This window comes from Microbacterium sp. CIAB417, from assembly GCF_022788845.1.
Genome location: NZ_JAHZUT010000002.1, coordinates 628,049 through 650,521, shown reverse-complemented (window position 1 = coordinate 650,521; position 22,473 = coordinate 628,049). Strand labels below are relative to the sequence as shown.

Genomic DNA, 22,473 nt, shown 5'->3' with positions numbered 1-22,473 from the left:
CCCCTAGGACCGATTCGGCGCGCTGGCACGCAGTGGATGTGAATCTGTTACATCCGAGAAACGCAAACAGTGTGATTCTGTTACACCGTCACGTCATTCTTCTACGTGCCCGCTCCTGCGGGCCGGAGGGAGAGGAAGTGCCGTGACGCGAGAAGGTGTCGAGCAGGCCGCGCTTCGCGCCGCCCTGCCGGTCGCTGCCGTCGTCCTGGCGTTGCTCGTCGGAGGGCTGCTGATCTCGACCCTCGGTGTGCCGCCACTGGATGCCGCCGCCACGGTCGTGCAGGCGGGCTTCGGTTGCGACCCGGGCTATTGCAACGTGGGCGGTACTCTCGCGCTGGCCGGTCCGATCATCTTCTGCGCCCTCGGCGCCGTCGTCAGCCTGCGAAGCGGCCTGTTCAGCATCGGCCAGGAGGGGCAGTACGCGCTGGGCGGCCTCGCTGCCGCGGTCGTCGGGTTCGCTGTCCCAGCACCGGCCGCTATCCACCCCGTGCTGTGCATCGCGGCAGCCGCCGCGGTCGGCGCCGGCTGGGGTCTCATCCCCGCGGCGCTGAAGGTGTACCTGGGGGTGAACGAACTCATCATCACGATCGTCCTCAATGCGATCGCGGGGTTGCTCGTCGACTTCCTCGTCAACTATCCGCTGCGGGCGGAGGCCTCCACCGTGGGGTACACGCCCGCGATCGCGGACACGGCGAAGCTGCCCGTTTTCGACGCGTCGACGAAGTCGGGACTGGCCTTCGTGCTGGCTGCGATCGCCTGCGTCGCGGTCTGGTTCTACCTCTCGCGCACGACCCGTGGATACGAGCAACGCATGAGCGGCGAGGCCACGATGTTCGCCCGCTACGCGGGGATGTCCGCGACATCCAGCGTGCTGCGTGCCGGGGTGATCGGCGGTGCCCTCGCCGGGATCGGCGGAGCCGTGCAGGTGCTCGGTGCCAACTACCGGGTGATCGAGGGCTTCAGCGACGGCACCGGGTTGACCGGCCTGACCGCCGCCATCCTCGGGGGCACCACGGCGATCGGTGCGGGGATCGTCGGCTTCCTCTATGCCGGCATCACGGTGGGGGCGGTCAACGGACTGCAGATCGTGCTCGGCGTCCCCCGGGAGATCGGATCGACCGTGCTGGCGTTGATGATCGTCTTCGTCGCCGTGCAGGCACCCCTCACGACCCGCATCGAACGCGCCCGAGAACGGCGGCGGGCCAACCGGCTCATCGACCGGAACCTCGCTGTTCCACCCCGGATCGGAGCATCCGCATGATCGTCGTCCTGGCCGACTTCCTGAACTCCGGCATCCGCTTGACCACGCCGATCCTGTTCGCGGCGATCGCCTCGATGCTCTCCGCACGGGCGGGGATCCTCAATCTCGCGATCGAGTCGAAGGTTCTCATCGGCGCCTTCGTCGGCATCCTCGTCGCTGCCGGCACCGGCAACACCCTCCTCGGCGTCGTGGCCGCGGCTGCCGCCGGCGCCGCAATCGGTGCGGTGATGGCCGCGGCGCACCGACTCGGTGTCGACCTCGTCGTGCTGGCGATCGGTCTGAACATCCTCGTGCTGCAGCTCACGGTGTTCCTGATGCGTTCCTTCCTCGGCGGTGTCGGAACCTACAAGCCCGACATCGACCCGATCGCGGCCGTGAGCGTCCCCGTGCTCAGCGACCTGCCGGTGGCCGGCAATCTGCTCTCCCGCCTGAACTGGCTCGTCTACCTCGCGTACCTGCTGGTGCCGGCGATCGCGCTGTGGTTCCGCACCCGGGCAGGTCGTCATCTGCTCGCGGTCGGCGAGGCGCCGCTTGCTGCGGCGAGCGCGGGCCTGAAGGTCGGCCGGTCCCAGGTGCTGACGCTGATCGTCGCCGGCGCGATCGCGGGTCTGGGCGGCGCGTTCCTCTCGGTGGGCGATCTCGGGCTCTTCACCCGCAACATGAGCGCCGATCGCGGATGGATCGGGATCACCGCCGCACTGCTCGCGCTCAACAAGCCGGCGTTCCTCATCCCGGCCGCCGGGGTGTTCGGGCTCGCGAGCGCCGCCAGCATCCGCCTGCAGCAGTTCGACGTCCCCGCCAACCTCACTCAGTTCATCCCTCAGGGAGCGGCCTTCGTCGCCCTTGTGCTGGTGGGACTGCGCTCGACCTCGCGCGGCCAGGTTCTTCGCCTCTGGTCGAACAGTTCCCGTATCTCGCTGGCACTGCCTCGACGCAGGCGCACGGATGCCGTCGCTCCGCGATCGGATGCCGGCGTCGATCCTTCCGACCCCCCGGCCGACGACACCGCGCCGGACGCCCCCAGACGCTCCACCCTGCACCACTGATCCCGTCGACGCGGCTCGCGTCGATCTCATCTCCAGGAGGAACCATGTCCCGCATCCACAAAACCGGCGGTCTCGCGCTCGCCGTCGGTGTCGTCTCCGCGCTGGCTCTGACCGGCTGTTCGGGCGCGAGCACGGCCGCATCCAGCGGCTCGGCCGACGGAGCGTTCACCTACGCGCTCGTCACCCCCGGTGCTGCCGGCGACGGCGGCTACATCGACTCCTCGATCGCCGGCGCGAAGCTGGCGGAGGAACAGCTGGGCGTCACCGGTCGCGTCGTGGAGGCCGAGTCGGTGTCGCAGCAGGAGAGCGTGCTGCGCTCGACCGTGGCGACCCACCCGGACATCATCCTCGCCCCGGGCCTGGACCCCGACTCGCTGCTCGCGGTGGCGGAGGAGAATCCCGACCAGCTGTTTGGCGTCCCCAGCGACATCTTCGTCGACGAGCTGCCCGACAACGTTCAGGCGTACTCGATCAACGTCAACGAGTCGAGCTTCCTCGGCGGGTACGTCGCGGGCGCGATGACCACGACCAAGAAGGTCGGCGCCGTCCTCGGCGGTGACAACCCGGGCATCAACCAGTTCTTCTACGGATTCAAACAGGGCGTGCTCGCCGCGTGCGCGGACTGTGTGGTCACCCCGAGCTACCTCAACAACGAGTACTCCGACCCCTCGGTCGGGCAGGAGGCCGCGCTCGCGCTCTACCAGGACGGGAATGACATCGTCTACGCCGTGGCGGGGCTGTCGGGCCAGGGCGTCTTCACCGCCGCGGAGCAGGAGGGCGAGTACGCGATCGGTGTCGACTCGAACCAGGATGGCGATGCCCCGGGCACGGTCATCACGTCGGTGATGAAGCGCGTCGACATGACGACCTTCAACCTCATCAAGTCCGCGATGGACGGCGAGTTCCAGTCCGGTTTCGTCGCGGCCGGCATGGCCGACGGCGTGAGCGGGCTGTCGTGGGATGACGGGTCGACCGTCTTCGCCGACAACGGCCCCGCCGACATGGTCGCGCTGCTGCCCGACGTGCAGGCCAAGGTCGCAGAGCTGTCGCAGCAGATCCTCGACGGCCAGATCGAGGTGTGCGACGCGCTGAACGACCCGACGTCCGACCAGTGCACCGCCCTCGGGCTCAGCAGCTGACCGACGCCGGACACAGGAGATGATCATGGGCCAGACCTCGGTGCCCGCGCCGCGACTCGAATTGCGGGGCCTTCGCAAGTACTTCGCCTCGACCGGAGTGCTCGCCGTCGCGGATGTCTCACTCGAGGTCTGGCCCGGCGAGGTCGTCGCGATCATCGGCGAGAACGGCACCGGCAAGAGCACGCTGATGAACCTGCTGTTCGGGGTGCACAGCGCCGATGCCGGCGAGATCCTCGTCGACGGACGCGTGCGACACATCCGCACCACCCAGGATGCGATCGACGCGGGACTGGGCATGGTGCATCAGCACTTCGAGCTGGTGCCGAGCTTTTCCGTCGCGCAGAACGTGCTGCTCGGTCACGAGCCGGTTCGCTCCGGGCTGTACGACGACCGGGCGGCCCGTGATCGGGTCGCCCGGGTCGCCGCCGAGAGCGGGCTGTCGATCGATCCCGCGGCGAAGGTGGGCGAGCTGTCCATCGGCTCGCAGCAGCGTGTGGAGATCCTCAAGGCGCTCGCCGCCGATGCGCAGACCCTCATCTTCGATGAGCCGACGGCGGTGCTGACCCCGGCGGAGGCCGACGAGCTCGTCACGATGATCCGAGGGCTCGCCTCCGGGGGCCGGTCGGTGTTGTTCATCTCTCACAAGCTCCCGGAGGTACAGGCCGTGGCCGACCGCATCGTCGTGATGCGGCGGGGGCGCGTGGTCGCGACCCTCGCGCGCGGCGATGCCGACGACGCGGAACTGGCCCGTCTCATGGTGGGGCGCGACGTCCACGCGGCCTCGGCGACCCGCGGCCTCCAGGAGGGCGAGGTCGTCCTGAGCCTGGAGGGGGTGCGGCTGGGCGGCCACGGCGGCCACGGCGACCACCACGGCGACCACCGCGACCACGACCACCGCCGCGACGGCGACCACGGCGCCGGGTCGACCCTCGGCCTGCGGCGCGGCGAGGTGGTCGGCATCGCCGGTGTCAGCGGTAACGGCCAGGACGAGCTGGTCGAGGCGATCGCCGGACTCACCCCGGTCGCGGGCGGTCTCATCCGGCTGGCCGATCGAGACATCACGGCGTCCTCGCCTGCGCAGCGGCGTGCCGCCGGAATCGCACACATCGCCGCCGACCGCATGCGCGTCGGCTTGAACCTGGATGCGACGCTGGAGGAGAACGCCGCGGCGACGGCATTCCGATCGCGGCGGTTCAGTCGTTTCGGGCTCATCCGCCGACGTGCCCGGCGCCGGTTCGCGCAGAAGCTGATCGCCGACTACGAGGTGCGCGGCGCCGCGGCGGGCCGTGCGGTGAGGTCGCTCTCCGGTGGCAACCTGCAGAAGATCGTGATCGGTCGTGAACTGGCGGGCGAGCCGGCGGTCGTGTTGGCGAATCAGCCGACGCGCGGTCTCGATGTCGGCTCGATCGAGTTCGTCCATCGCGCCCTGCTGGACGCGTGCTCGGCCGGGGCCGGCGTCGTGCTGGTGTCGACGGAGCTCGATGAGGTCCTCGCGCTGTCGCATCGCGTCGCGGTGATGTACCGCGGTGAGCTCGTGGGTCCCTTCGATCGGGCGGATGTCGATCGGGAACGCATCGGCCGCATCATGGCGGCGGGAAAGGACGCAGTATGACCGAGCACGCGGATCCCCGCCTGATCGTGGCGGATGTGGTGTGGAGCCCTCCCGGCATCACCTACTCCCCGGGCGTCGTGGAGATCGACGGCGGCCGGGTGGTGTCCGTCGGGCCGGTGCGCGACAGTCGGCCGAGTGGTCCGGGCGTCGTGGACCTCGGAGAGGTGCTCGTGATGCCGGGCCTGGTGAACACCCACGCCCACACCCCGATGTCGCTCATGCGGGGCGTCGCGGAGGGGCATTCGCTGCTGACGATGGAGGGTTTCCTGCAGGTGCTCCGCACCCGGGAGGCGCACCTGACGCCCGACCTCGTGCCCGCATCCGTTTCGGTGAGCTGCGCCGACTTCATCCGGCACGGCGTGACGACCTTCGCAGACCAGTACTTCTATGCCGACCGCATCGCCCCGGCGGTGATCGAGTCGGGCCTTCGCGCCGCGCTGGCGTGGGGCATCGTCGAGCTCGGCGACGACGAGGCCCGGGCGCGCGAGATCGCCGCAGCGACGGCGTTCGCGGAGTCGATGCAGGGCGTCTCGGACGTCGTGCGCGGCTGGCTTGGGCCGCACGCCTTCTTCGTCGACAACCGGCCCGACGCGATGCTCGCCGAGCGCGAGGCGGCGGCCCGGCTCGGGGTCGGACTTCATGTGCACTTCTCCACCTCCGGTGAGGAGGATGAGTACTGCCGGTCGGCGTACGGCACGTCGGCGCTGGAGCAGCTGAGCCGCATGGACATGCTCTCGGTGCCGACCATCCTTGCCCACTGCAACACGGTGCCGGTCGATGAGCTGCCTCTGCTAGCGGGCACGTCGGCCGCCATGGCGGTGATCCCGTCGGTCGCGATGCAGTCGGGAGTGCCGGCGGCGCCCGTGCGGGCGGCACTGGATGCGGGGGTCACCGTGACCCTCGGCACCGACAACGTCTGCAACAACACCAACGTCGATCTCTTCGAGGAGATGCGCCTGCTCGGCAAGCTGGCGGCCTTCACCTCGCAGGTGCCGAACCAGGTGATGCCGCGGGAGATCCTGGGTATCGCCACGGTCAACGGTCACCGTGCGCTCGGCGGTGCGCCGCAGGACGGTCGGATCGAGCCCGGCGCCGTTGCGGATCTGCTCGCGATCCCGCTGGCCGAGATCGCTCGCGGACCGGTGGGGGCGCAGAGCCTGGAGGCGGCGCTCGTCTACGGCACGAGCGGGGCCTCGGTGCGCGACTCGATGGTCGCCGGGCGGTGGCTGATGCGCGACCGGGAGGTGCTCTCTGTGGATGTCGCGGCCGCGCTCGCCCAGCAGCAGCGGGATTACGACATCCTGGTGTCGAGGATCGCACGGGGTGACAGGGGATCATCATGGACGTGACGGAGCGGCGGAGCACGATCGAGGACCGTGTGATCCGCAACGGCGAGGTGCAATTCGCGGAGCTCGCGCAGGAGTTCGGCGTCAGCGAGATGACGATCCGGCGCGACATCGAGGCGCTGCAGACGGCCGGTGTCGTGCGCCGGATCGCGGGCGGCGCGATCGCCGTCGGCGGCACGGCGTTCGAGCCCTCTTACGGGTCGCGCGCAGGTCGTGCGGTCGATTCGAAGGCGCATATCGCCCGGGCCATCGCCGATCTGCTGTCGCCCGGTGAGACCGTCATCCTCGACAGCGGCTCGACGGTCGCCTCGGTGGCGCGGGCGCTGTGCGGTCGAGGCCTGGGGCTCACGGTCGTCACCCCGTCGTTGACGGTCGCGGCGACGCTGGCCGACGAACCCGACACCACCGTCATCCTCGCCGGCGGGGTCGTCAGGCCGGGGGAGCTCAGCGTGATCGGCTCCGAGGCCGAGCGGGTGATCGCCGCGTACAACTGCGACACGTATGTGGCGGGCGTCGCCGGAGTGGACGCCGAGCGGGGCCTCACGGAGTACCACCCGCAGGAGGCCTCCGTGAAGTGCGCCGCCGTCGCCGCCGCACGGCGTGTGGTGGTGGGGGCGGATGCGGCCAAGCTCGGGCGCGTGCACCTGGTGAACATCGCACCGCTCGCGGCCGTGGAGGTGCTGGTCACCGACGCCGAGGCGTCGCATCCGACCGTGCTGGAGGCCCAGGCCGCGGGCACCGAGGTCGTGTTCGTGCCGGCGCCGGTGCCGCGTCCCGTGTAGGCGTGGGCGTCCCGCGCCGCTGACCTTTCCTTTCAATCGAGTGATGGAGCATCATGACCTCTCTGTTTCGCGCCCTTTTTCCGCACACCGACACGCCGCTGGTCGCGATGGCGCACGTTCCGGCGCTGCCGGGCACCCCGCTGTACGACGCCGAGGGCGGCGTCGATGCGCTCGTCGAGCACGTCAGGCGTGATGTCGACGTGCTCGTCGATGCCGGCTTCGACGCGGTCATGTTCTGCAACGAGAACGACCGTCCGTATCAGCTGCACGCGGGGCCGGAGGCAGCCGCGGTGATGGCGCGGGTCGTCACCGAGTGCCGGCCGACGTCGATCCCGTTCGGCGTCGACTATCTCTGGGACCCGCGGATCGCCCTGGCCACGGCGGTGGCTACGGGGGCGTCCTTCCTCCGTGAGGTCGTCACGGGCGTCTGGGAGTCGGACATGGGGCTGTGGAACACGGATGCGGCCGAGACGCTGCGGGAGCGGCGTCGCCTCGACGCGACCGAGGTCGCGGTCCTGATGAACATCTCTCCGGAGTTCGCGTCGCCGATCGGGTCGCGGTCGTTCGCGCAGATCGCGAAGTCGACCGTGGTCTCGTCGCTGTCGGATGCGATCCTGGTCTCGGGCCCGATGGCAGGTGCCGGGCCTGACACCTCGGTGCTGCGAGAGGTGCGTGAGGCGGTTCCCGCGGAGGTGCCTGTGCTGCTGAACACGGGGGCGCGGGCCGAGACGATCGCGCAGATGCTGACCATCGCCGACGGCTGCATCGTGGGGTCGTCGCTGAAGGTCGACGGCTACACCTGGAACCCGGTGGATGCCGACCGCGCGCGTCGGTTCGTCGACGCCGCTCACGCGTAGAGTGCGGCGGAACGCGCAGCGGACGGAACGGGAGAACGCATGACGGAGCGCCTGCTCGTCGGGATCGACATCGGCACCACCGGGGTGAAGGTGGTGCTGGTCGACCCCGGCGTGGGGGTGGTCGCGCAGGCCACGCGGGCGAACAGGCTCGGCTCGCCCCATCCGGGGTGGGCGGAGGCGGACCCGGCCCAGTGGCGCGAGAACGTGCTGTCCGCGTTGACGGAGGTGGTGTCTCGCGCCGGCGGGCGTGCGGTCGGCGCGATCGCGACGACCGGGATGGTGCCGGCCCTCGTCTTCGTCGACGAGAGCGGGCAGCCGGTGCGTCCGGCGATCCTGCAGAACGACGCGCGCGCGAGGGACGAGGTGCGGATGCTGGCGGTCGAGACCGCGGATGCGGGCGCGCTGGCGTCGACCGGGTCCGTTCCGAGCCAGCAGTCGGTGGCGCCGAAGGCGATGTGGGTCGCGGCGAACGAGCCGGACTCGTGGTGTCGTACCCGTGCACTCGTCGGCTCGTACGACTGGGTGCTGATGCAGCTCGGTGCTGCGCGGCACGTGGAGGCGAACTGGGCGCTCGAGTCGGGGCTGTTCGATCTCGACGGCGGGGTGTTCGCTCCGATGGCTGAGGCGGTGCCGGGGCTCGCTGATCGGCTCGCGCCGGTGCGAGCCTCTGGTGAGGTCGTGGGAGGGCTGAGTGCGACGGTCGCCGACAGGGTCGGGCTGCCGGCGGGCGTCCCGCTGGTGGTGGGCGGGGCGGACCACGTGCTCTCGGCGTACAGTGCGGGACTCGCCGCGGCGGGGGACTGGCTGGTGAAGCTCGGCGGCGCGGGAGACATCCTCGCCGTCACGGATGCGCCGGTGGTCGATGAGCGGTTCTTCCTTGATGCGCATACTGTGCCGGGGCTGTGGCTGCCGAACGGGTGCATGGCGACGAGCGGCAGCCTGGTGCGGTGGGTGCAGTCGGTGTTGCGCATCGACGATCTGCGGTCGATGGATGCGGTAGCAGCCGAGCGGCAGGCCGCGGAGATCCTCTGCCTGCCGTATTTCCTCGGCGAGAAGAGCCCGCTGAATGATCCGGATGTGCGGGGTGTGTTCGCGGGCCTGCATCTCGGCCACGATGCGGCGGACGTGTATCGGAGCGCGCTGGAGGGCATCGCCTTCGGCTTCCGTCACAACGCCGAGGTGCTGCGTTCGCGCGGGGTGTCGCTGACATCGGCGACAGTGACCAACGGTGGTGCGACCTCGCTGTTGTGGAAGCAGATTCACGCTTCGGTGCTGGCGACGCCGCTGCGCACGGTGCGCGACCATCCGGGTGCATCGCTCGGCGCCGCCTTCGCGGCCGGGATGGGAGCGGGGTCGTTCGCGGCCTGGCCGGAGGCGCTCGAGGTGGTGCGCGCGGGCGACACGATCGATCCGGTGCCCTCTCTCGTCGAGCGTTACGACGAGGCCTACGGCATGTGGCGGGACCTCGCCGGCGCGACGGCCCTGACGATGCGGGCGCTCGCGCGGCGGTGAGCGGAGGGGCACCGCGAGTGTGACGGTGACGGTGCCGTCCCACGCGATGTCGGCCCGACCCCCGCACGGCGCGCCGATATGCTGACGACGCGGCCCGAGCGCGCGCCGAACTAACCCAGGGAGACCACCGGGCCCGACGATGCACCGGCGCGGGTGGATCCGCGCACGATGACCCGGGGTGCGGGCGCCGTACGGCGGGGCACCGGCGCGTCGTCCAGCAGCGCGACCAGCATCGCCACGGCGATCCGGCCCATCTCCGGCAGGTCGAGGTCGAGGGTCGTCAGCTGTGGGATGCACGCGGCGGCACGGGGCCCGTCGTAGTTGGTGGCGATGCGCACGTCGTCCGGCACGCGGCGCCCGGAGGCCGTCACCGCCTGCATCGCCCCCACGGCGAACGCGTCGAGCGGGGCGTACACGGCGTCCAGGCCGGGCTCGCGGGCGAGCAACTCAGCGGTGACGCGGGCTCCCGCATCCGTCCCGTCCGAGGCTCGCGCCCGCGCGAGGATGATCTCGGCGTCGCCGCGACGCCATCCCCACGCCGCGAAGGCGTCGGGCAGAAGGGCCGACAGGGCGTGCTGCTCCTCGGAGACGATGACGCCGATACGTCGGGCGCCCTCGGCAACAAGGTGGTCGATCATCGTCTCGGCACCGGCGAGCCCGCGCTCGAGCACGCCGTCGGGAACGACGCCGCGGGCTTCTCCGATCGTCACCACGGTGATCCCCCGCGCCGACAGCGCCGCCCAGTTCGGGTCGTCCTCGCGCGGGTCGAGCACGATGGCGCCGTCGATGTCCAGTCCGTCGAGGTGCTCGGGCGGGGCGCCCGGGGGCACGAGCAGCATGGCGTACCCGTGCGCGAGGCATGCTCGCGCGGCGGGGACGGCGAGGTCGATGAGGAATCCCATCTCGGAGTTCTCGCCGACGATCGACGGCGGCAGGGCCGACAGGATGGCGACCGTCTTCGAGCGCCCACCGCGCAGCCGCTGCGCGCGGACGTTCGGACGATAGCCCAACCTCTCGGCGGCATCCGAGACCCGCGCGCGGGTTGCGGGGTCGACACGACCCTTGCCGGTCAGCGCGTGCGAGACGGTGGTGCGCGAGACGCCCGCTTCGCGCGCGACGTCGGCGATCGTGACCGAGCCGCGTGCCGATGTGCTCATCCGGGCGCCCTCCCTCGCTCATGCTAATCAGCCCCGGCCGCCGACGCCCGCGCCACGTGACGGTCGGATTCCCGCCGTGTAACAGTCTCGTTTCCGCGGCGGTCGGTCGCCCAGCGGCGGCGTAGGTTGATGCCAAATCGATTTGGCTTATGCCATCATCTCATGACCGACCCGCAGGAGTCCCGTGTACATCATCGATACCGACCCCGGCCTCGACGACGCCCATGCCCTGGCGATGGCGTGCCGGATGCTGCCGCCCGAGCAGCTGGTCATCACCACCGTCGCGGGCAACGTCGGCCTCGGGGCCGTCACCGAGAACGCGGCCTGGCTGCTCGAGCAGTGGGCTCCCGAGGTGGCGCTGTACGCCGGAGCCGCGCTCCCGCTCTCGGGCGCTCCGGTCGACGCCGCGCACATCCACGGTGACGACGGGCTCGCGGGATTCCCGCGCGAACGCGCGACGCGCCGGCCGCACTCCGAGCACGCGGCGGTCGCCATCGCGAAGCTCGCCCGACAGCATCCGGGCACCCTGCGGATCATCGCTCTCGGTCCGCTCACGAACCTCGCCCTGGCCCTCGCGCTCGAGCCCGGGCTTCCCGACCTGGTCGCCGACCTCACGATCATGGGCGGCAGTCCCGCGCAGCACGGGAACGCCTCGCTCAACGCGGAGTTCAACATCTTCGCCGATCCGGTCGCCGCCGAGGTCGTGTTCGCCCGGATGCGTCACATCACCCTGCTGACCTGGGATGCGTCGCTGGCGCACCGCTTCTCACGGGCCGAGCTCGAGGGATTCTGGGCGGGCGACAGTGCGCCCGCGCGCACCCTGCGCGCGCTGCACGAGCACCGCATCTCGAACGATCCCGGGTACGCGGCGAACACGGACTTCGGCCGCCCCGACCCCCTCGCGATGGCCGCCGCCCTGGCGCCCGGGTGCATCGCATCCGCGCGCGAACACCGTGTGCGCGTCGTCCACGACGGCGGGCTCGCCCACGGCGTCACGGTGGTCGACGAGCGCGATGCCACCTCGGACCGCGCACCGGTGCGACTGATCGACGCGTTCCACGCCGACGCGCTCCGAGCGGCGCTCACCGTGTGACCGCTCCGGCCTCCGGATCCCCCGAGGCCGGCCACAGACCCCCATCCGCTCCACCCGAGACCGCACCCACACCATCGGAGGAACCATGCCTGTCCCCTTCATCCGCCCCGCCCATCGCACGGCTCTCGCCGCCGGCGCCCTGCTCGCCGTGGCCGGCGTCGCCCTCGCCGGTTGCGCCGGCGGGACCACCACCGACGACGGCTCCGCGCAGACCCTCACGCCCGTCTCGATCCAGCTGGGCTGGACGCCGAACGTCGAGAACATGGCCACCATCGTCGCCGCCGAGAAGGGCTACTTCGCCGACGAGGGCATCGACATCACCCTGTTGCCCGGCGGCCCTGACGTGACGGCCGATGCGCAGGTCGCGGGCGGCAACGCCCTCATGGGCGTGCTGTCGGCGGAGGCTCTCGCACGGTCCGCGGCCGCGGGATCGGGCCTGGTCGGTCTCGCAGCGACCTACCAGACGACCTCCTCGGCGATCGTCACACTCGCGGACTCCGGGATCACCGAGCCGAGCGACCTCGTGGGCCACACGCTCGGCATGTCGCAGACCGACCAGCCGGTGTACGACCCCTTCTTCCGGCTCGTGGGCGTCGACCCGGACCAGATCGAGCGGGTGATGGTCGGCTCCGACCCGGCAGCTCTCGCCTCGGGTGAGGTCGACGCGATCACCGGCACCCTCGCCAACCAGCCCGTCGCGCTCGAGCAGCAGGGTCTCGACGTGGTCAGCATCCCGCTGGCCGACTACGGCTACGACCGCTGGAGCGGCGTCTTCGTGTCGCGCGCGTCGTCGCTGCAGGACGATGAGGAGCGCTCGCTGATCACCTCGATGCTGCGGGCCGTGCGTCACGGCGCCGAAGACGCGGCCGCCGACCCCGAGGCCGCCGGCCAGATCGTGTACGACACGTACGGCGCCGACCTCGGTCTGGACCTCGACGCGCAGATCGCGGGAGCGAAGATCTGGGCGGAGCTCTCGCAGGAGAACATCGGCGAGAACGGCCTGCTGTATGTCGACGAGGCGGGACTCGCGCGGCTCCAGACGTTCTTCGACACCGTCGGCATCGACTCGGACACGTCCGAGCTGTTCGACCTGTCGGTCGAGGACGAGGCGTTCGAGTGACCACCGGCCTGAACGCCGCGCACGTCGGAAAGCAGTTCCGCACGCGCACGGGCACGGTCGAGGCGCTCAGTGACGTCTCGCTCAGCACGGCGGCCGGCTCCTTCACGGCGCTGATCGGGCCGTCCGGATGCGGCAAGTCGACGCTGCTGCGCATGTTCGCCGGACTCGAGTCCCCGACCGGCGGCTCGCTGAGCGTGCTCGGCATCTCACCCGAGCGCGTGCAGGCGCAGCACGAGATCGGCGTCGCCTTCCAGGACTCCGCTCTCCTGCCCTGGCGGTCGGTGGAGGCGAACATCGCCCTGCCGCTGCAGGTGGCCGGGCGGCGCACGGACAAGAAGGCGATCGCCGACCTCATCGCGCTGACGGGACTGGGTGGCTTCGAGCACGCTCGACCCTCGCAGCTGTCGGGCGGGATGCGGCAGCGGGTGGCGATCGCGCGATCGCTCGTGCTCGAACCCAAGGTGCTCCTGCTCGACGAACCGTTCGGCGCGCTCGACGACATGACACGGCAGAGCATGAACCTGGAACTGCAGCGCATCTGGACCGAGCGCCCGACCACCACACTGCTGGTCACCCACTCGCTGGACGAGGCGGTCATGCTCTCGGACCGCGTGTTCGTGATGGCCGCCCGGCCCGGTCGCATCGTCGAAGAGGTGCCGATCGACCTGGACCGGCCGCGATCGGCGGCGCAGCAGCGGAGCCCGGAGTTCCACTCCCTGCGCGACCGCCTGTCGGATCTCCTGTTCGCCGCGCGGTCGGGAGCGGCCGCGTGAGCGTCGCCCTCCCCCGCGGCCGGCGCGGCGGGGGCGCGACCGGCGGCACGCTGCGCAGCCTCGCGCTCGGCACCGCGGTGGTGCTCGTCATCCTGGCCGTGTGGTGCGCCGTGGCGTTCGCGTTCTCCTCGTCGGGGATCGTGCCGTACCCGACGACGCTCGTCGCCCAGCTGATCGCCGATGCCGACCTCCTCCTGCGGGGAGCGTCGGTCACGCTGCAGGTGGCCGGCAGCGGTCTGCTCGCCGCGGTCGCGGTCATGGTGCCGCTCGCCGCGCTGTGTCTGCTGCTTCCGGTGAGCGAACCGGTCGTGATGCGGGTCGCGATCGTGATCCACGCCATCCCCTTCGTCGCGATCGCGCCGATCCTGATCGTCGCGCTCGCGCCCGACACCTCCCGCATCGTGATCACGGCCCTGCAGGTGTACTTCCCGCTGCTGGTCGGCCTGCTGCTGGGACTGCGGTCCACGGATTCCGCGGCGCTGGATGTGGTGACCGCCAGCGGCGGACGCAACCTCGCCCGGCTTCGCTTCGTTCGCGCGGCGAGCGCCGTCCCCCAGCTCGTCGCCGGACTGCAGATCGCCGTGCCGGCGGCGGTGCTCGGAGCGGTGATCAGCGAGTTCTTCGGGGCCGACAAGGGGCTCGGCGCGATCATCGTGAACTCGCAGCAGGCGTTCCTCACCGACCGCACCTGGGCGGTCGCGGTGTTCATCGGCGCGATCGCGGCGCTCGGCTACGGCGTCATCGCACTCCTGGCGCGCGTCCTGCTGCCGTGGGCCGGCCGCGGCGCCGGGGTCGGCACGGGCGTGGCCGGTTCCGAGACGTCCCGCCTGCCGCGCTGGCAGGCCCTCATCGCGGCGGCAGTGTCGCTCGTGCTTCTCGTCGGGTTCTGGCAGGCGCTGCGGTCGGTGTTCGATCTGCCGGCGTTCTTCACCAAGACGCCGGGCGAGATCGTGGAATTCCTCGTCGCAGGCAATCCGCTCACCGGTGAGCCGGCGTCGGCGTTCTGGGGCGCGTTCGGCGGCGGACTGGGACAGACGCTCCTCGATGCCGTCGTCGGGTTCGCCGTGGGCACCGTCCTGGCGGTCGCTGCGGCCGTGCTGTTCGCCGCCCTCCCGGCGCTCGGGCGCACGCTCATGCCCTTCGCCATCGTGCTTCGCTCCATTCCGCTGCTCGCCCTCACGCCGCTGCTCATGGTGGTGTTCGGGCGGGGCCTGCTGGGCGTGACGGTGCTGGTCACCCTCGTGACGTTCTTCCCGACGCTCGTCACGGTGTCGGCCGGACTGCGCTCGGCGCCCGACGGTGCGCTGGATGTCATCCGCGCGTCGGGTGGCTCGTCGTCACGGGCCGCCGTGCTGGTGCGCATCCCGTACGCACTCCCCTCGATCACCGCCTCGGCGCGCATCGCCGTGCCCGCGGCGATCAGCGGCGCGACGCTGGCTGAGTGGCTGGCCACCGGCAAGGGCCTCGGCCAGTTGCTGACCCAGTCATCCATCAGCGCGGACTATTTCGCGCTGTGGGCGGCGGGCGTGCTGCTGGTCGTCGTCGCCCTGGTCGCCTACGCCGCCATCGGCTGGCTCGATCGGGTCGTGACCGCCCGGCTCGGCATCGCCGCCTGATCCTCCCCCGTCCTCCCGAACCTCAGGAGTCCCATGTCCACGCCCCGTTCCATCGATCTGCTCCTCGAGCACGCGTTCGTCGTGACCTTCGACGACGACCGCACCGTCCACCGCGACGGAGCGCTCGCCGTGCATGACGGAGCCATCGTCGCGATCGGCGACACCGCCGACCTGCGCGCCCGGTTCTCACCCGCCGCACGCCGCGATCTGCAGGGGCGCATCGTCATGCCGGGCCTGGTCGACGCGCACCTGCACACGGCGCAGACCATGATGCGGGGACTCATCTCGACCCTGCGCCGATCGCGGGCGCTGCGGGTGCCGACCTGGCGGGAGTACCTGGTGCCGTTCGAGGCGGCTCTCAGCGAAGACGACGTCGAGCTGTCGGGGCTGCTGGCGTACTCCGCGATGCTCGCAACCGGGACGACGACGTTCTTCGAGGCCGGTGGCCCGCATCCGGAGGCGATGGCGCGCGCCGCCTGGCGCACCGGCATCCGTGGATCCGTGTCGGTGAGCACGATGGACGGCGGCGGGCGCATCCCGGGTTCGATGCAACAGACGACCGAGCGGGCGCTGCAGCAGAACATCGATGTCGTCGAGGCGCTGCCGTCGGCGGCGGACGGATCGATCCGGGTGACGGGCGGGATGTCGCTGCGGCAGATCATCGCGTGCTCGACGCCGCTCGTCGTCGACGTGCATCGCGAGGCACGCGAGCGGGGCGTCAAGGTGCACACGCACCTCGTCGAGGGCACGTACGAGATCGACTACGCGCTGGAGAATTTCGGCCACCGACCGGTGGAGTACCTGGAATCCATCGGGGTCTTCACGCCCGCGCTCCACGGTGCCCACTCGGTCCTCGTCGGCGACGACGACATCACGGCGTTCGCGCGCGCGGGCGTCTCGGCGGCGCACTGCGCGAAGGGCAACTTTGGCATCGGCCCGGCTCCGGCGGTACGGATGTGGCGGCGCGGCGTCGACATCGGCCTGGGCACCGACGGCGTGGCGTCGCTCGGTACCCTCGACCTGTTCCGCGTCGCGATGATCGCGCGGGTCGGTCAGCAGCTCGTCGAGGGCGTGCACCGGCACAACCGCAACGAGATCGATCCCGCGGAGCCGCTCGAGATGGCGGTGCGCGGCGGGGCGCAGGCCATGGGCCTCGGCGCGGTGATCGGGTCGCTCGAGACCGGCAAGCGCGCGGACCTCGTCGTGATCTCGATGGACAGCCCGGATGCTGCCGGCTACGACTCGGAGGAGTCGTTCCTGTACGAGTGCGCCAGCGGGCGTGACGTCGTGGAGGTCTATGTCGAGGGCGCGCAGGTCGTCTCCGATGGCCGCGTGACGACGGTGGATGCTGCCGACATCAGTGCACGGGCCCGTCGCCGTCAGCGCGAGCTCGCCGACGTGATCGCCTGACCCGCGCGCTTCCCTTCCGCGGGGCTGCCACGCGCCTGCGCTACGTCAACCCGATCGCGCGATCCGGTCCGGCCTTCCCGCGCCGTCATCGGTGTATCTGCTGATCCGCGACGGCTACGCGGCGACATCGATGAAGGCGATCGCCGCGGGGGCGGGCGTCTCGGCGCAGACCGTGCAGCTGCACGGACCCAAGCATGCGCTGCTCATCGCGGCGTTCGAGACGTCGTTCGCGGGCGACGAGGGGGCGCACTCGCTCACCGAGCGTCCCCTTGTCGCCGAGACCATGGCTGAGCCGGAGTTCGAGACCGCGCGCGCACGCTACGTCGCGTTCCTCACCGAGGCGAACCGGCGTTCGGCGGCGATCGTGCAGGCGATTGATGGCGGCGGCGGATGCGGATGCGGCGGCCCGCGCGGCCTACCTCGAGCTCGAGGAGCGGCGCCAGCGCGACATGCGGCTGAGCGCGGGATGGTTCGCGTCTCGCGGCCGCATCCCCGAAGGGTCGGTCGAGGTGGCGGCGGACGTGCTGGGGCACTGACGGGACCGGGCACCTATCTGCACTTCACGCACGCGCGCGGATGGTCCGACGAGCAGTACGGCGCCTGGGTCGCAACCCAGCTCACGCACCTCGCCGACGCCCTCCCACCCACCGGTCGTTGAGCGAGCGCAGCGAGACGAAACGCCCCGCAGAGCGCCCCGCAACGCAGAACTACTCATCCGGCGCGGATCGCAACACATCCCCATTCCGCGCAGGATCAGGACAGTATGTGCTTGTCCCCCATTCGGTGGACTGTGTCCACCAAACGGGGGCAGTAGCATCGCACGCAGAGACGCGCCCCATGAATCCAGATGAATCACCTGACACATCACCGTCACATTCACCTGGTAACGTGCGGCCCGTCAGCAATGCACGACTGGCGAAGGGGGAGAGTGTGTCGACCGATTTTGAGGTCGATGCGACGACGGAGTCGCGGAAAGCGAAGAACGCGTCACCGTCTCTTCCCGACCATTTCCTGCGCCCCAAGACTCCGGCGACCTCGCCGCAGCCCATCATTTCGGATGCGGCCCGTCAGGCCCTGACGACCGGCCCCGTCCAAACGACCGACCGGATGCCGAAGAACTGGCGCCGTGGTTATCAGCGCCGCCTGTGGATCAGCGACCTGCTCGCAGTCATCTGGGTTGTCTACGGCACTCAGATCGCGTGGTTCGGCCTCGGCAACGCCCAGCTCACCATCGCGCACGACGCCCGGTGGACCGATCTCTCTTACTGGGTGTTCTCCGCCATCCTCGTGATCACCTGGATGGGCGCTCTATCGTGGAGCGACTCCCGCAGCCCGCGCGTGTTCGGCACGGGCTCGGCCGAGTACGTGCGCGTCGCGGATTCGAGTCTGCGCCTGTTCGGCGCGGTCGCGATCGTGGCCTTCCTCTTCCAGATCGACCTGGCGCGCGGGTTCCTGCTCATCAGCCTGCCGCTCGGCGTCCTCGTGCTGCTCACTGTTCGCTGGCTCTGGCGGCAGTGGCTGATCGCACAGCGGTCTGTGGGCGAGTACGCGGCCCGGGTGCTGCTGGTCGGCTCTGTCGAGTCGGTGGCGAACATCGCTCGCGAGCTCGCCCGCACGCCGAGCGCCGGCTACAAGGTGGTCGGTGCGTGCACCCCCACAGGCAAGGTCGGCGCTCTCGTCCCGGGAACCGAGATCCCGATGATGGGCAGCGTCAACGCGGTCGATCGTGCAATGGAGCGCGCCGGCGCCGACACGGTCGCCGTCACGAGCACTGACGAACTCCCGCCCACGAAAGTCAAAGAGATCTCCTGGGGGCTGCAAGCCGGCCGCCAGCACCTGGTGCTCGCGCCGAGCATCGTCGATATCGCAGGCCCGCGCCTGCACACCCGCCCCGTCGCCGGACTCCCCCTGATCCACGTCGAGACGCCGCGCTTCAGCAAGGGGCAACTCTTCCTGAAGCGCACGGTCGACATCTTCGCGAGCACGATCGGCGTGGTCCTGCTCAGTCCTGTTCTCGTGTTCCTCGCCATGAGCATCCGTCTGTCCTCGGAGGGCCCTGTGCTCTTCCGTCAGACGCGCATCGGACGCGGCGGTCGCGAGTTCACGATGCTCAAGTTCCGTTCGATGGTCACCAACGCCGAGGAGCTGCTCGAGAACCTGCAGCGCCAGCGGCGCGAGGAGGGCATCGATTCGGGCAACGAGGTGCTGTTCAAGATGAAGAACGACCCGCGTGTCACGCCCATCGGGCGCATCATGCGCAAGTTCAGCCTCGATGAACTGCCGCAGCTGTTCAACGTGATCGGCGGCTCGATGTCGCTGGTCGGCCCGCGCCCGCCGCTGCCGAACGAGGTCGAGCAGTACTCCACGCACGTGCACCGCCGCTTCCTCGTGAAGCCCGGCATCACCGGCCTCTGGCAGGTGAGCGGCCGCTCCAGCCTCTCGTGGGAAGAGACGGTGCGTCTCGACCTCTCCTACGTCGAGAACTGGTCGCTGCTCGGCGACTTCGTCATCCTCACCAAGACCGCCAAAGCCGCACTCGCCCCTGGCGAGACGGCGCACTGATCCCTGCGAGAGAGCGAATCCACTATGTCCCTCAAAATTGTGATGATCGGCTCGGGATACGTCGGCCTGGTCAGCGGCGCCTGTTTCGCCGATTTCGGCCACTCCGTGATCTGTGTCGACGTAGACGAAAACAAAGTCGCGCGACTCAATGATGGCGAGATTCCGATCTTCGAGCCCGGACTCGAAGATCTCGTTCGGACGAACCACCTGGCGGGCCGGATCGAGTTCACCACCGATCTCACTGCAGCTGTCGCGCAGGCTGATGTCGTGTTCATCGCGGTCGGAACCCCGTCCCGCCGCGGTGACGGTCACGCCGACCTCTCCTACGTCTACGCGGCCACGAAGTCGATCGCAGCGGCACTGACCGGCTACACGGTCATCATCACCAAGTCGACGGTGCCCGTCGGGACGGGCGACGAGGTCGAGCGCATCGTGCGCGAGACCAACCCGGGCGCCGACTTCTCCGTCGTCTCCAACCCTGAGTTCCTGCGCGAGGGCGCAGCCATCGACGACTTCCGGCGTCCCGACCGCGTGGTGATCGGCACGGAAGACGACCGTGCGATCGCTGTGATGGAAGAGGTTTATCGCCCGCTCTCGCTCAACACGGCACCGCTGATGTTCACCGGCCGGCGCACGGCCGAGCTCATCAAGTACGCGGGCAACGCGTTCCTCGCGATGAAGATCACCTTCATCAACGAGGTGGCAGACCTCTGCGAGAAGGTCGGCGCCGACGTTCAGGCCGTCGCCCGAGGGATCGGCCTCGACAACCGGATCGGCAAGAAGTTCCTGAACGCTGGGCCTGGCTACGGGGGTTCTTGCTTCCCGAAAGACACCCTTGCCCTCGTCAAGACAGGCCAGGACAACGACGCTCCGCTTCGCCTGATCGAGACGACAGTCGCGGTGAACGATCAGCGCAAGCGGGCAATGGCGCGCCGAGTCATCGCCGCGTGCGGGGGCAATGTCCGCGGACGGACAATCGGCCTTCTGGGTCTGACCTTCAAGCCGAACACCGACGACATGCGCGATGCGCCGGCCATCGCGATCGCGCAGGGCCTCCTGGATGGTGGAGCACACGTTCGCGCCTACGACCCTGAGGGGATGGCCCAGGCGAGCAAGGTGATCGAGGGGATTGAGTTCGCCTCCGATGCCTATGACGTCGCGGAGGGCGCGGACTGCGTCGTTCTCGTGACGGAGTGGAACGAGTTCCGCACGCTGGACCTCGACCGCCTGAAGTCGGCGATGACCGGACACGGATTTGTCGACCTGCGCAACGTCTATCGACGCGAGGAACTCGAGGCTGCTGGCTTCACCTACAGCAGCATCGGCCGCGGCGATGAGAACCGCGGCGTCCTCACGGCGCCGGAGGTCACGGCTTGACGGTCCTGGTCACGGGCTCCGCCGGGTTCATCGGCTTCCATGTCGCATCTCGATTGCTCGAGCGCGGAGAGACGGTTGTCGGATTCGATGGGTTCACTCCGTACTACGACGTCCAGTTGAAACGTGACCGAGCCGCACTGCTCGCTTCCGACGACCGCTTCGTCTCCGTGGAGGCGATGCTCGAAGACGAGGGGGCATTGCTCGAGGTCATGGAGGAGCACCGCCCCACGACGGTCATTCATCTCGCAGCACAGGCCGGGGTGCGATACAGCCTGGAGAACCCCGGCGCGTACATCCAGTCCAACCTCGCCGGCACTTTCAACGTCCTCGAAGCAGTTCGGGCCCACCGCCCGCAGCACTTTATGTTCGCGTCCACTTCTTCGATCTACGGCGGGAACGAGAAGCAGCCTTTCACTGAGACGGACCGGACCGACTACCCGGTGTCGCTCTACGCCGCGACGAAGCGTGGCTGCGAGTCGATGACGCACTCCTATGCGCACCTGCACGGGATCCCGACAACGTGCTTCCGCTTCTTCACCGTGTACGGCCCCTGGGGAAGACCCGACATGGCACTGTTCAGATTCGTCGAGCGGATCCAGCGCGACGAGCCCATTCAGGTCTACGGCTTCGGCGAGATGGAACGGGACTTCACGTACATCGACGATCTCGTCGAGGCGATCATTCGACTCCGCGATGTCCCTCCTCGTATCGGCGAGCCCGTCTCTCAGCACGACTCGCTTTCACCGATCGCCCCCTGGCGCACGGTGAACCTGGCCGGAGGCAATCCGATTGCCCTTGAAACGTTCATCGAAACGGTGGAAACGGCGATGGGCACGAAAGCCGCACGTGAGATGCTCCCGATGCAACAGGGCGACGTGAGGTCTACTCACGCGGATCCGACACTCCTGAGCGAGTTGACCGGCTACGTCCCGACGACCTCGGTCGAGCGCGGCGTGCACGAGTTCGTCGACTGGTACAAGGAGTACTTCGCACATGTCTGAGATATCCCCCGTCTCCGAGCTCCCCACCATCCGCATCGGCGGATTCGACACCGTCAGCGTGAGCCGAGCCGCTCTGGCAGAACGCATGGTCGAGGACTGTCGCACCGCCCGGGCGGCCGGGTCAAGCTGGACACCCAAGCTCGTCTTCTCGTCCAATGGCCAGGGGATCGCACTAGCGGGCCAGGACGCTGCGTTCATGGAGACGATGGAGAACGCTGACGTCATCCATGCCGACGGCATGCCCGTCGTGCTTGCTTCTCGCCTGACCCGGCGCAGACTTCCGGACCGAATCGCGACGACCGACTTCTTCCACGATGCGGCGCTGGCAGCCTCGCGGGAGGGCTTGAGGTTTTTCTTCCTCGGCGCTTCGGAAGAACAGAACGCTGCGGCCGTCGCCCGTGTACGAGAGATGTACCCGGACTTGGATATCGTCGGTCGCCACCACGGGTACTTCGGTCCTGACGAGTCAGACAGTGTGCTCGCAGAGATCCTCGAGGCGAAGGCTGATGTGGTCTGGGTCGCTCTGGGCAAGCCTCGGCAGGAGCATTGGTGCGTCGAGGTCCGCGATCGGCTCCCCGGCGTCGGCTGGCTGAAGACCTGCGGGGGGCTGTATGCCTTCTTGGCCGGCGATGCGCCCCGCGCCCCCCGATGGATGCAGGCTGTCGGCCTCGAGTGGCTCTACCGCACGCTCGACGATCCGAAGCGTCTGATCTGGCGCTATGCCACGACCAACCCGTACGCGTTCTACCGGATCGCGCGGCACACCGACTGGCGACGCCCGCGTCGAGCCCGACACGACGAGCTCTAGG

Annotated in this window: 19 protein-coding genes; 18 read left to right on the top strand and 1 reads right to left on the bottom strand. The window is 69.6% G+C overall.

Going from position 1 to position 22,473, the window contains the following annotated elements; translation table 11 throughout:
• The first annotated feature begins 142 nt into the window (after nt 1-142).
• The 8 genes from KYX17_RS09770 to KYX17_RS09735 are packed head-to-tail and all read left to right on the top strand — an operon-like array spanning nt 143 to nt 9,555.
• Nucleotides 143-1,261 (top strand): ABC transporter permease, encoded by a 1,119-nt coding sequence (locus KYX17_RS09770; RefSeq protein WP_243226801.1) that lies wholly within the window; start codon nt 143-145, stop codon nt 1,259-1,261.
• Entirely contained in the window at nt 1,258-2,307 is a 1,050-nt protein-coding gene (locus KYX17_RS09765) for an ABC transporter permease (protein WP_243226800.1), read from the top strand. The genes KYX17_RS09770 and KYX17_RS09765 overlap by 4 nt, the downstream gene beginning before the upstream one ends.
• Before the next feature lie 44 nt (nt 2,308-2,351).
• Nucleotides 2,352-3,446, top strand: coding sequence for a BMP family ABC transporter substrate-binding protein (locus tag KYX17_RS09760; protein WP_243226799.1), 1,095 nt, complete (start codon nt 2,352-2,354; stop codon nt 3,444-3,446).
• Between the two features lie 25 nt (nt 3,447-3,471).
• Nucleotides 3,472-5,058, top strand: a complete 1,587-nt coding sequence (locus KYX17_RS09755) for an ABC transporter ATP-binding protein (RefSeq protein WP_243226798.1) — start codon at nt 3,472-3,474, stop codon at nt 5,056-5,058.
• Nucleotides 5,055-6,407, top strand: a complete 1,353-nt coding sequence (locus KYX17_RS09750) for an amidohydrolase family protein (protein WP_243226797.1) — start codon at nt 5,055-5,057, stop codon at nt 6,405-6,407. Before KYX17_RS09755 ends, KYX17_RS09750 begins: the two co-directional genes overlap by 4 nt.
• Complete coding sequence (locus tag KYX17_RS09745) at nt 6,398-7,186, top strand: DeoR/GlpR family DNA-binding transcription regulator (RefSeq protein ID WP_243226796.1); 789 nt, start codon at nt 6,398-6,400, stop codon at nt 7,184-7,186. The genes KYX17_RS09750 and KYX17_RS09745 overlap by 10 nt, the downstream gene beginning before the upstream one ends.
• Nucleotides 7,187-7,239: 53 nt before the next feature.
• Complete coding sequence (locus KYX17_RS09740) at nt 7,240-8,043, top strand: BtpA/SgcQ family protein (protein WP_243226795.1); 804 nt, start codon at nt 7,240-7,242, stop codon at nt 8,041-8,043.
• 39 nt (nt 8,044-8,082) lie between these two features.
• Nucleotides 8,083-9,555 (top strand): FGGY family carbohydrate kinase, encoded by a 1,473-nt coding sequence (locus KYX17_RS09735; RefSeq protein ID WP_243226794.1) that lies wholly within the window; start codon nt 8,083-8,085, stop codon nt 9,553-9,555.
• Between the two features lie 110 nt (nt 9,556-9,665).
• Here the strand turns inward: KYX17_RS09735 and KYX17_RS09730 are convergent, their stop codons facing one another.
• Nucleotides 9,666-10,712: a LacI family DNA-binding transcriptional regulator gene (locus KYX17_RS09730; protein WP_243226793.1), complete on the bottom strand. Its 1,047-nt coding sequence runs from the start codon at nt 10,710-10,712 to the stop codon at nt 9,666-9,668.
• 184 nt (nt 10,713-10,896) lie between these two features.
• Between KYX17_RS09730 and KYX17_RS09725 the strand changes: the two genes are divergently transcribed.
• The 10 genes from KYX17_RS09725 (at nt 10,897) to KYX17_RS09680 (ending at nt 22,472) form a co-directional block, all read left to right on the top strand.
• A complete protein-coding gene (locus KYX17_RS09725; RefSeq protein WP_243226792.1) occupies nt 10,897-11,805 on the top strand; it encodes a nucleoside hydrolase in 909 nt (302 codons plus the stop codon).
• Between the two features lie 85 nt (nt 11,806-11,890).
• Complete coding sequence (locus KYX17_RS09720; RefSeq protein ID WP_243226791.1) at nt 11,891-12,925, top strand: ABC transporter substrate-binding protein; 1,035 nt, start codon at nt 11,891-11,893, stop codon at nt 12,923-12,925.
• A complete protein-coding gene (locus KYX17_RS09715) occupies nt 12,922-13,698 on the top strand; it encodes an ABC transporter ATP-binding protein (protein ID WP_243226790.1) in 777 nt (258 codons plus the stop codon). Before KYX17_RS09720 ends, KYX17_RS09715 begins: the two co-directional genes overlap by 4 nt.
• The gene (locus tag KYX17_RS09710; RefSeq protein WP_243226789.1) at nt 13,695-15,314 is read left to right on the top strand and encodes an ABC transporter permease; all 1,620 of its coding nucleotides are present in this window, start codon (nt 13,695-13,697) and stop codon (nt 15,312-15,314) included. The genes KYX17_RS09715 and KYX17_RS09710 overlap by 4 nt, the downstream gene beginning before the upstream one ends.
• Nucleotides 15,315-15,347: 33 nt before the next feature.
• Nucleotides 15,348-16,724: an amidohydrolase family protein gene (locus tag KYX17_RS09705; protein WP_243226788.1), complete on the top strand. Its 1,377-nt coding sequence runs from the start codon at nt 15,348-15,350 to the stop codon at nt 16,722-16,724.
• Between the two features lie 91 nt (nt 16,725-16,815).
• On the top strand, nt 16,816-17,382 hold the full coding sequence (locus KYX17_RS09700) for a TetR family transcriptional regulator (protein WP_243226787.1): 567 nt from the start codon (nt 16,816-16,818) through the stop codon (nt 17,380-17,382).
• A 449-nt stretch (nt 17,383-17,831) separates the two neighbouring features.
• Nucleotides 17,832-19,286: a sugar transferase gene (locus KYX17_RS09695; RefSeq protein ID WP_243227285.1), complete on the top strand. Its 1,455-nt coding sequence runs from the start codon at nt 17,832-17,834 to the stop codon at nt 19,284-19,286.
• 24 nt (nt 19,287-19,310) lie between these two features.
• Nucleotides 19,311-20,663, top strand: coding sequence for a UDP-glucose/GDP-mannose dehydrogenase family protein (locus KYX17_RS09690; RefSeq protein ID WP_243226786.1), 1,353 nt, complete (start codon nt 19,311-19,313; stop codon nt 20,661-20,663).
• Nucleotides 20,660-21,664 (top strand): NAD-dependent epimerase/dehydratase family protein, encoded by a 1,005-nt coding sequence (locus KYX17_RS09685; RefSeq protein ID WP_243226785.1) that lies wholly within the window; start codon nt 20,660-20,662, stop codon nt 21,662-21,664. The genes KYX17_RS09690 and KYX17_RS09685 overlap by 4 nt, the downstream gene beginning before the upstream one ends.
• A 196-nt stretch (nt 21,665-21,860) precedes the next feature.
• Nucleotides 21,861-22,472: a WecB/TagA/CpsF family glycosyltransferase gene (locus tag KYX17_RS09680; protein WP_243226784.1), complete on the top strand. Its 612-nt coding sequence runs from the start codon at nt 21,861-21,863 to the stop codon at nt 22,470-22,472.
• Nucleotide 22,473: the final 1 nt, after the last annotated feature.

Excerpts from the sequence above, each read along its gene's own strand:
- KYX17_RS09750 (WP_243226797.1), top strand. The coding sequence starts at position 5,055 with ATGACCGAGCACGCGGATCCCCGCCTGATCGTGGCGGATGTGGTGTGG.
- KYX17_RS09735 (WP_243226794.1), top strand. The coding sequence starts at position 8,083 with ATGACGGAGCGCCTGCTCGTCGGGATCGACATCGGCACCACCGGGGTG.
- KYX17_RS09730 (WP_243226793.1), bottom strand. The coding sequence starts at position 10,712 with ATGAGCACATCGGCACGCGGCTCGGTCACGATCGCCGACGTCGCGCGC.
- KYX17_RS09695 (WP_243227285.1), top strand. The coding sequence starts at position 17,832 with ATGCCGAAGAACTGGCGCCGTGGTTATCAGCGCCGCCTGTGGATCAGC.
- KYX17_RS09690 (WP_243226786.1), top strand. The coding sequence starts at position 19,311 with ATGTCCCTCAAAATTGTGATGATCGGCTCGGGATACGTCGGCCTGGTC.
- KYX17_RS09740 (WP_243226795.1), top strand. The coding sequence starts at position 7,240 with ATGACCTCTCTGTTTCGCGCCCTTTTTCCGCACACCGACACGCCGCTG.
- KYX17_RS09680 (WP_243226784.1), top strand. The coding sequence starts at position 21,861 with ATGGAGACGATGGAGAACGCTGACGTCATCCATGCCGACGGCATGCCC.
- KYX17_RS09760 (WP_243226799.1), top strand. The coding sequence starts at position 2,352 with ATGTCCCGCATCCACAAAACCGGCGGTCTCGCGCTCGCCGTCGGTGTC.
- KYX17_RS09755 (WP_243226798.1), top strand. The coding sequence starts at position 3,472 with ATGGGCCAGACCTCGGTGCCCGCGCCGCGACTCGAATTGCGGGGCCTT.
- KYX17_RS09705 (WP_243226788.1), top strand. The coding sequence starts at position 15,348 with ATGTCCACGCCCCGTTCCATCGATCTGCTCCTCGAGCACGCGTTCGTC.
- KYX17_RS09765 (WP_243226800.1), top strand. The coding sequence starts at position 1,258 with ATGATCGTCGTCCTGGCCGACTTCCTGAACTCCGGCATCCGCTTGACC.
- KYX17_RS09745 (WP_243226796.1), top strand. The coding sequence starts at position 6,398 with ATGGACGTGACGGAGCGGCGGAGCACGATCGAGGACCGTGTGATCCGC.
- KYX17_RS09720 (WP_243226791.1), top strand. The coding sequence starts at position 11,891 with ATGCCTGTCCCCTTCATCCGCCCCGCCCATCGCACGGCTCTCGCCGCC.